We start from the raw sequence: 8,813 nt of genomic DNA, 5'->3' as shown, positions 1-8,813 counted from the left end.
TTAAAAAAAGCCCTAAAACAGGCAGTTTTAGGGAATCCATTCTCGTTACATTGTATTATTGCTTGCCTTCACACGTCAGTTATAGATGGATCATCGATAAGGCTCTGCAAAACGTCAAGTTTCCTTATGGAATGATAGACGTTCATCCGAAGACTCTTTTTATCGCTGACTGACATGGCTTTGTTCTTAAGAAGCCGTGTCATATTAGAATCTATCAGTTCAAAGAGCTCCTCGTCATTTATCTCCCTGGAAAAATCAAGACCTCCTACAACCTCCGCCTTGATCTGGGCCCTGACGCTGTCTACGTTATGCTCCAAGACCAAGTACCCCCTGGCCCTTCTCGATCAGCTCTCTTACATATCTCTTGTAGGAAGCTCCGCCCTTTTCATCCGGGAATAAGCACTTTATGGTCTTACTTAACACATCCTCGTAGCCGTTTTCACAAAGCACCCTGTTGTACTTACCCATCCGATACTGATCTGCGGAATTATTTCTGTTGATGGTGTACAGCACATCGCACATATTAAGTATCTCAAAGAATCCATCAGGATAATCCTTAAGGTCCAGGATCACATATTCATATCCAGCTTCCTCAGCCAAAAGAGCTATCAGATCTCTCACCTTATCTGCTCCCATCTCCTTGATCTGCATGGCAGTTTTTGCTGGTGCAATGTAATCAAGTCCGTATTTTCTGACTTTTATCTTCTCAAGATAGATACAGAACTTATCCCTCTCGCAGTCTGCGTAGTACATCATATCTGAAATATCCTGCAGTGCCTCGCTGTCAAAAGACTTTGTCAGAGCCGAGAAACTTTCAAAGCTGATAAGTATCGCTTTCCCATTTTTGGAAAGCTGCTCCCCCATCTGAACTGCCAGGGTGGTCTGCCCGCTTCCTGAAAGCGGTGTATAAAGTCCGATGACCTTACATACATTTCCCTCATGTTTTATCCCAAGATCAGGAAATCTCTCAGGCCTTTCCATGCAGACCTCCAGGATCTTTTCCAGAACCTTGCCAGCCGGCAGGAACTTGCTCATGTGAAAAAAGCCATCCTCCTGATCCCATCTGGAGGGTCCTTTAAAATCTTCCTCCTCAAGGATCATAACTGATCCGCACCTTTTCCTGATCAGATCTTCACTGTCCTGTATTGCAAGGCTTGAAGCCACTAGAAGAGAAACCTCTTCGCTTTCCAAAAAGCTATTAAATTCTTCCTCCACCGAGAAGGTCTGTATCTCAAAGGCCAGCTTTAAATGCTCCCTTAGATACTCAGAAAGTCTCATAGAATAAATTTCGCTTTGGTCAAAAATGGCAAGAATATTGCCCATCATAGAACACCTCCAATAACGAATAAGACGGATATTAGTGCTGGTACTGCAAAATGAATAGTCTTTTGTTTATTTTTCTTGAGAATGATCACCGCGACTGATATTACACCTGCGATAAGAAATGATACGAGGATACATGAAAGCGTATCGCTTAAAGATAAGAAAGATGCTGCTGACATAAAGAGCTTCACATCTCCGGCTGCAATGCCTTTTAGAAAATAGACTGGAAGCAGGATAAGAAGTGCTGCCCCCATGGCCGACAAAGATTGAAATAACCTGTCAGGCCCCTGAATTATTGATGAGATAACGCCGGTGGCCATAGCTGGAACTACCCAGGCGTTAAATATCCTGTCCTTGAAAAGATCCGTGAACACGGCTCCAGTCAAAAACAATATTAAGATTGCGACTATATAGATCTACCCCTTTCAATAGTGATTGTCGAGCTCGCAAAAAGAATCTAACACGAGGTTTTTTCTTTGTAAACCCCCTTAAATTCTGACAATTTCAAAATCTTAAGAATTAAAATGCCCCTCTTTTTCAACCCAATTTTCCATCCAAAACAATAAAAGAGCGGGAAGTAACTTTTCCCGCTCTTTGCTAATCCGATAATTTCTATTCACAATACTTCTTATTTTTGAAGAAAAATTAATATCTTAAGATTTTCTTAAGCCATCAGTCCTCTGTTCATGGAAACTGCTGTGATATCCTCGTTAAGAGCATATCTTCCGTAGGTAAGACCTGCGTAAACCTTCTGGGTGTTGTCCATGATAGACTCTGACTCGTCATATTTTTCAAGCTCTACATAAGCCTCATGGAGGGACTCAAAGTTCTTTTTCACCTTCCATACTCTGTGGATATTGCCAGTAGCATAGGCTCCAGAGAGCTCTTTCTTAGAGAAGATATAGATCTTGTGTAAGTTTCTTGCCAGCTCATATTCCATATTCAGGGAATGGATCAGTTCGTCGATGCAGTTCTGGGCATTCCTGATACTCTTTTCCGCATCATCTCTCGTACCAACTGCAAATGCATCTATGGCCTCATCAAGATAATCCATTACCATCTCGTACAAAATGGTGATCAGCTGAGTTTTATTGGCCTGAGTGATCTTAAGGGTAAATTCCTGTTTCTTTTCAAGTGTCATAACTTATTCCTCTCTCGAAACGCTCACGTTAACTGCAAATTACTGAAGGAGCTGAAGAACCTGTGATGGTCTTTCATTGGCCTGAGCCATCATTGAGATTCCAGCCTGGGAGAGAACCTGCTGTGTTGAGTAGGTTGTCATCTCCTCTGCCATATCAACGTCCATGATTCTTGAGTAAGCTGCTGTCATGTTCTCAACTGTGATGTCAAGGTTGCTTACTGTGTGCTCAAGTCTGTTCTGATAAGCACCAAGGCTTGATCTGATGGTGCTGATCTTTGTGATGGCGTTCTTTATGCTCTCAATTCCCTCTTGTGCACCAGTAACGTTTGCAAAATCAAGGTTATAAAGTCCGAGAGTAGAAAGTGAGATCTTAGGGATCCTGATATCAAGAGTCTGTCCCTCGTTGGCACCAACCTGCATGGTCATTGCGCCTTTTCCTGTGAGCTCGAGGTTAAGTGTTCCGTTGAAGGTCTCGTCTATCTGAATCTGGATCTCTTTTCCTGTATTGTCCTTAAGTGTTAATATGTCCTCGTTGATAGTAGCCTGCATACCATTTGTCATGTATCTTTCTGTTGTTCCATCAGGGAGAACTCTATTGATCTCGATGCCTGATTCGCTGCCTTCCTCAAAGAAGATACCCTTCTTATCAACACCTGTTGTTCCAATAAGGTTCAGGTACTTAACATCTATTCCTGTGATCTGGTAGGTTCCTGCTGCTACATTGTCAGAGTATGTAAGAACACTGATGTTAGGGTTTGTAACTGCTGTTGCAACGTTCTCTCCTACTGTAGCGTATCCGCGTAGGTCAAATGAACCATCGAGAATGCTCTGGCCATTGAACTGAGTTGTGTTGGCCATTCTCTCAAGCTCCTCTTTAAGCTGTGTAACCTCTGACTGGATCGCTTCTCTGTCGCTGTCAGTAAGGGTTCCAGTGCTGGCCTTGATCGCAAGCTCGTTCATTCTCTGAAGAACCTCATGGATCTCAGACAGACTTCCGTCTGCCACCTGAACGATTGAAATAGCATCGTTTGATGTGTCGTTGGCTACTCCAAGACCTTCGATCTGTGAATTCATTCTTCTGGACATTGCAAGGCCTGAAGGATTGTCCTTGGCATTTGCAATCTTAAGACCACTGGACAGTCTCTGAAGAGACTCTGAAAGAAGCTTGTCATTCTTCTGAAGAGCGTTGTTTGCAATCATCGCAGATACGTTATAATTTACTTTCATGCCTACCTCGTTTCTTTTTGATGTGTGATCACAAAGCCTCAATAAAGGCTTTTGCCATAGTTAAAAGTGTTTTTGTGTCAGTCTGTTTTGCTTGTTCGCCTTCCATGGCTTTGTTAACCACACCTACCGAAGCAGGTACGTTCTGCGCGTTGTAGAGAATCGCGATGTTTTCCTCGCTGACAACTACATCCTGTAGCTTGTCTGAAATTCTCTCACACAGTCTGGTTCTAACAGTTTCCAGATATTCTGACTCCCACTGGTTCTTACCATTGGTGGTTGTGAGCATTCCCTGGATGCTTTCCTCTTCAACAAAGAGTCTTAAGGTCAGCAGTCCGTACTCATCAGTCTGAACACTGGCGTCCATCCTTGATTTCTGACTTTCGTCGCTATTAAGTGTTACGTTCATTGAGACAACCTGTCCATCGATCTCAACCGGCACTTCATAGCTGTCATTCTCTGCATTCTTTGTCATAACAGATATCTGTTTCTGTAAAAGAGCTATCGCCCTGACATCAATGTAGGTGTCATCAGCATTCATTAGCTCTCTAGATAAATTATCGGACATTCTCTCCAAAATCTTTACATAGCCGTCCTGATAATCGTCTTCTGATAGAGAATCCGCAAGAAGATGCCTCTCTTCGAAGTCTTCCGTCTTCTTCCAGATGTTTCCGCTTCTGCGATCTCTCTTTTCCGAGATATAAGCTTCTAAATTGTTGTAAGTAAGCTCGATGCCCGCCTGGGTCATCTCTTTTGCTGCAGGCTCTGCTGCCTTACTGGAAACAGTCTGCCTGATCTCCTGCATCTGCTGCCTTACAAACTCTTTTTCCAGTTCCCCATCTATATCAGCTCTCTTAAGGTCATCAGCGAGCTCTGGCAAAAGAGTATTATCCGTCACTTTAGTCTGCATCAGCTTTTCAGGTTCAAGGTTCTCATATACTGTCTCAGCCTTTGACCTGTAGTACCTGAAGGCTGTTTCTATCTGCTCATCGATCCTTGGTGAGTAGTCTCTTTCTTTTACTGAAAGACCGCCAAAGTCATCATCCACCTTGTAGTCCATGCCTCTTCTTGAGGCCTTCTGATTTCTTGTGGCATTTAAGAGATTTCCTATGGTCATCTCCTGATCAGTCTTTAAAAGAGATCCGATTGCCTGATAGTCACTGGTCTTCAATGTATGGAACAGTCTGTATATACCAATGAAAGATGTTCTCTGCTCCTGTGTGATCTCACCCTTGTGCTCGAGCTTGTATAAGAACTTTGCGTATCTCTCTTCGCTCTTGCCCTTATCCTGCTCTCCTGACTGTGAGTTCTGATCCAGGTTCTGTGAGAGCTCTTCAATAGTCATTGAAAGAGGGTTCTTGCCCTGTCTGATAAGGTCAAATACTGCGCCGGGCTTAAGTCTCTCAAGAGTACTCTGAAGCTTGCTATCCCAGCTTCTTACCTTCTCAAAGTTCTCTTCATTTATCTCCATCCTGTTGTAGCCAAGGATTCTTACTGTTCTTCTGTTTTCATCATTGAGCTCCTGCCCAAGGTCATCGAGGATGTCATCCACATTTCTAAATGCCTTTTTGATGCTGTCCCCAAGGTCTGCTCTTGGAGCAGTCATGAGCTTTTCGTAGCCCTCGCCTGCTGCCTTGAAGCTCGCAATCTTGGCTTCTGCAACCTGGCTGATCTTAAACAGTGATGCATCCTTGAGATCATCAGCCATGGCTCCTACTACGTCCGCAGGGCCATTTGCAATAACTGAAACTCTTGTAAGAGTCATTCTTGCAACGAATCCAGCGTTTGAAGGTTTAACATCTGTTATCTCATCCACAGCTTTTCCTGTTACTTCTTCGCCTGTAGCTGAGAGGATGTTTTTAAGTCTCTCGATAAGATCTTCCATTGGAGCTGTATCAATGGAAAAGCCGCTGTCTAAAAGGGCCTTGTTTGCCTGAACTGTCATCTGAAGTCTTACTTCTTCAAGGTGAAGTCTTGCAGATACAAGTCTCTCGTCGTTTTCTGCAACTGCTGAATAACTTAAAGAAAAGCTTGTTGTAAGGTTTCTTATATTGATAAGTCTTCCTGCTGCTATGGTGTCCTTAATATCGTCATCACTGATGTTTTCTACTTTATCAAGGATCTCTGCTGCCTTCTGAAGGTTGGATGTAGGATCTTCTACATCTCCTTTGATAGCTTTTTTGCCATCAGCTATGGCTGCAGCTGCTGCCTTTGCTCCAAGTTCCTCAGTAATAGGGAAGTTTACACTCTTGATGTTCTTTACAAGCTCAAGGTTCTTTCCTGTAAGAGGGATTCCCTGAGATACCATCCAAAGGGATTCTTCCTTTAAGTTTTTATCCTTAGGGTCAAGACCCTCTTCTTCAATTATCTTTTCTATCTGTGGCTCAAGGGCCTTTGCATCGATGTTCTCTGCCTTCTGTGCGTAGTAGCCGCCTGCCTCCTGGGCATAGAAGCCATTACCAGAGACATTAAGTCCGTTGGTACTGTGCGCTGCAAAGTAGATGTTCTCTATTGTTGGCGCCATGTTATTGAGCACCATGAACTTGACTGCTGCATCATCAAGCTCTTTGATGTCAGCAATCTGCTCATAGGCAAGAGTGGCTGCCTTTGCATTTTCCTGAGTCAGTGGAATGTCATTCTCTTGAAAGCTCTTTTTAAGAGCATTGGCTAAAGAGTCGCTTCCAGTGATCTTTCTTAGCTTATCAATGCTAAGATCATCATTGTATCCGGCAACTACTTCGCCCGACTGAAGAAGAACGCTCTTGATCTTATCAACGATAGTCACAGCTTCTTTGCTGTTAACATCCTTAAGATCAAAACCGTCCTCAAGAGCCTTGCCATAATCCTCCTCGGACATGGTGTTGGCCATAAGTGACATGAAATTGTGCTCCGCGAAAACATCCTTGTTTTCAGCCATTGAGCTGATATCATCTATAGTTCTCTGGTGGTCTGCATAGGCGTTGTTGGTAAAGCCTGTTGCATCAATATCCAGAGCATAGCTGTTATTATTTGTCTGAATCTGCTTTGTCTGTCCTGATACTGCCCTTCCCAAAGCCTCCGTGCTTGAAAGGATCTGATCCCCACTGGTCTTCTGACCAGTAATAGTCTGGAAGTTTATATTCATCATGCGCCTCGCTAAAAAAATAGAAGGTAACGGATCATATCCATCACCTTCTATTTCGGCACGAGGTTATTTTTTCTTTAGCTTAGGAGTCTGGAAGACGAAAACCTCAGCTCCATAGGGCGGCAGATCAAAGGTTATACTGTAATCCTTGTAATCGCAAAGCCCCTTTATGGACTTGATCTTAGGTGGGATATTGCTTCCCGGTCCTCCGAATCTCTCCTCAGCGCTGTCGAGGATATGGGTGTAGGTTCCCTCAAATGGAACTCCTACCATAAAGCCCTTTCTCTCAACAGGTGTCATATTCAAAACAAATAAGATGTTGTCCTTGCCATTAGAAGCACGTCTGTAGAAACTGTAGGTGCTTCGGCCCTTGTCGTCGGCATTGATCCACTCAAATCCGCCCCAATCATTGTCAACTTCGTGAAGAGCCGGATACTTGTTGTAAATCTCAAGAAGATTTCCAACATAGGATTTCATGCCCATGTTAAGGTCGTTGTCTAAGAGGAACCAGTCGAGCTCTCTCTTTTCGCTCCACTCTCTCTCCTGACCAAAGTCCTGTCCCATGAACAGAAGCTTCTTGCCAGAGTGACCAAACATGTATGTGTAGCCAACACGAAGGTTAGCATACTTATCTACCTTATAGCCTGGCATCTTCTCAACCATGGAACACTTAAGATGAACCACCTCATCGTGAGACAGTGGCAGGATATAATTCTCGGAATCATTGTAGCTCATGGCAAAGGTCATCATATAATGAGCTCCCTGCCTGAAGTATGGATCCAGCTTCATATATTCACAGAAGTCATGCATCCATCCCATGTTCCACTTAAAGGTAAAGCCAAGACCGTCATCCTCAGGTTTAGCTGTAACCTTTGGCCATGCTGTTGATTCCTCAGCTATTGTAAGGATCTGAGGATATGTTCCTCTTACTACGCTGTTAAAGTGCTTAAAGAACTCGATTGCATCAAGGTTCTTGTTGTCACCGAATTTATTAGGTACCCACTGGCCGTCCTTCTTGCCATAGTCAAGATAGAGCATAGATGCAACAGCATCAACTCTAAGGCCATCAATGTGGAACTTGCGGATCCAGTAAAGAGCATTGGCGATAAGGAAGTTCTTAACCTCTGGCTTTTCAAGGTTAAAGATCCTTGTTCCCCAGTCTGGGTGCTCGCCCTTTCTTGGGTCTGGATGCTCATAGATACAGGTTCCGTCAAAGGTTGCAAGACCAAACTCGTCTGGGCAGAAGTGAGCTGGTACCCAGTCGAGGATTACTCCGATTCCATTTTTGTGAAGCTTGTTCACAAGATACATGAAGTCCTTAGGCTCTCCGTATCTGGAAGTTGGAGCATAGTATCCTGTTACCTGATAACCCCATGAACCATCGAAAGGATGCTCAGCAATTCCGATGAGCTCGATGTGGGTATATTTCATATCCTTTAAGTACTCGACGATCCTGTCCGCAAACTGTCTGTAGGTGTAGAATCCGTCCTCAGTTCCGTCAGGATGTTTCATCCAGGATCCGATGTGACACTCATAGATTGCTATTGGAAGCTTCTGAACATCCTTGTCCTTTAAGTTGTCGTACCATTTGCTGTCAGTCCATTTAAAGCCTGACAGGTCAGTTGTTCTTGAAGCATTGCCTGGACGAAGCTCAGCAAAGTTTGCATAAGGATCTGCCTTGTAGAGCTTACGTCCATCCTGGGTTGTGATGAGGTACTTATAGAGCTCCCCAATCCCTACTCCAGGAATAAAGAGTGTCCAGATGTTGCCAGTCTTGGTCCTTACCATCTGGTGGGCATTCTCATCCCATCCATTGAAGTCTCCAACTACATGGACATCTGCTGCATTTGGTGCCCAAACAGCAAAGAAATAGCCCTTCTTGCCCTTTTCTTCTGATGGATGTGCGCCAAGTTTATCGTAAATATCGTAGTGTGTTCCCTGACCAAATAGATACTCGTCGTCTTCAGAAATAAATACCTTATGATTCATGTTGCCCCCTGC

The 8,813-nt window shown here is 43.8% G+C and carries 7 protein-coding genes; all 7 read right to left on the bottom strand.

Annotation, left to right across the window (positions count from 1 at the left end):
- Window positions 1–68 precede the first annotated feature (68 nt).
- Complete coding sequence (locus D6855_RS12135; protein ID WP_120741450.1) at window positions 69–317, bottom strand: hypothetical protein; 249 nt, start codon at window positions 315–317, stop codon at window positions 69–71.
- Window positions 307–1,326: a hypothetical protein gene (locus tag D6855_RS12130; protein WP_120741448.1), complete on the bottom strand. Its 1,020-nt coding sequence runs from the start codon at window positions 1,324–1,326 to the stop codon at window positions 307–309. The genes D6855_RS12135 and D6855_RS12130 overlap by 11 nt, the downstream gene beginning before the upstream one ends.
- On the bottom strand, window positions 1,323–1,715 hold the full coding sequence (locus tag D6855_RS12125; protein WP_256372314.1) for a prepilin peptidase: 393 nt from the start codon (window positions 1,713–1,715) through the stop codon (window positions 1,323–1,325). The genes D6855_RS12130 and D6855_RS12125 overlap by 4 nt, the downstream gene beginning before the upstream one ends.
- Before the next feature lie 272 nt (window positions 1,716–1,987).
- Complete coding sequence (locus D6855_RS12120; protein ID WP_120741444.1) at window positions 1,988–2,464, bottom strand: flagellar export chaperone FliS; 477 nt, start codon at window positions 2,462–2,464, stop codon at window positions 1,988–1,990.
- 39 nt (window positions 2,465–2,503) lie between these two features.
- On the bottom strand, window positions 2,504–3,691 hold the full coding sequence (locus tag D6855_RS12115; protein WP_120741442.1) for a flagellin N-terminal helical domain-containing protein: 1,188 nt from the start codon (window positions 3,689–3,691) through the stop codon (window positions 2,504–2,506).
- A 28-nt stretch (window positions 3,692–3,719) separates the two neighbouring features.
- Window positions 3,720–6,815 (bottom strand): DUF6240 domain-containing protein, encoded by a 3,096-nt coding sequence (locus D6855_RS12110; protein WP_147368143.1) that lies wholly within the window; start codon window positions 6,813–6,815, stop codon window positions 3,720–3,722.
- Between the two features lie 63 nt (window positions 6,816–6,878).
- Window positions 6,879–8,801, bottom strand: coding sequence for a 1,4-alpha-glucan branching protein GlgB (gene glgB, locus D6855_RS12105; protein WP_120741438.1), 1,923 nt, complete (start codon window positions 8,799–8,801; stop codon window positions 6,879–6,881).
- Window positions 8,802–8,813: the final 12 nt, after the last annotated feature.

Origin of the sequence: Butyrivibrio sp. CB08 (assembly GCF_003625485.1) — a bacterium.
Classification (GTDB): domain Bacteria; phylum Bacillota; class Clostridia; order Lachnospirales; family Lachnospiraceae; genus Butyrivibrio.
Note: the sequence above shows the minus strand (reverse complement) of the source record. Positions and strands in the feature narration are given on the sequence as shown.

Bases quoted from the DNA above. Each gene is read 5' to 3' on its own strand.
- D6855_RS12130 (WP_120741448.1), bottom strand. From the start codon at position 1,326: ATGATGGGCAATATTCTTGCCATTTTTGACCAAAGCGAAATTTATTCT.
- D6855_RS12120 (WP_120741444.1), bottom strand. From the start codon at position 2,464: ATGACACTTGAAAAGAAACAGGAATTTACCCTTAAGATCACTCAGGCC.
- D6855_RS12115 (WP_120741442.1), bottom strand. From the start codon at position 3,691: ATGAAAGTAAATTATAACGTATCTGCGATGATTGCAAACAACGCTCTT.
- D6855_RS12110 (WP_147368143.1), bottom strand. From the start codon at position 6,815: ATGATGAATATAAACTTCCAGACTATTACTGGTCAGAAGACCAGTGGG.
- glgB (WP_120741438.1), bottom strand. From the start codon at position 8,801: ATGAATCATAAGGTATTTATTTCTGAAGACGACGAGTATCTATTTGGT.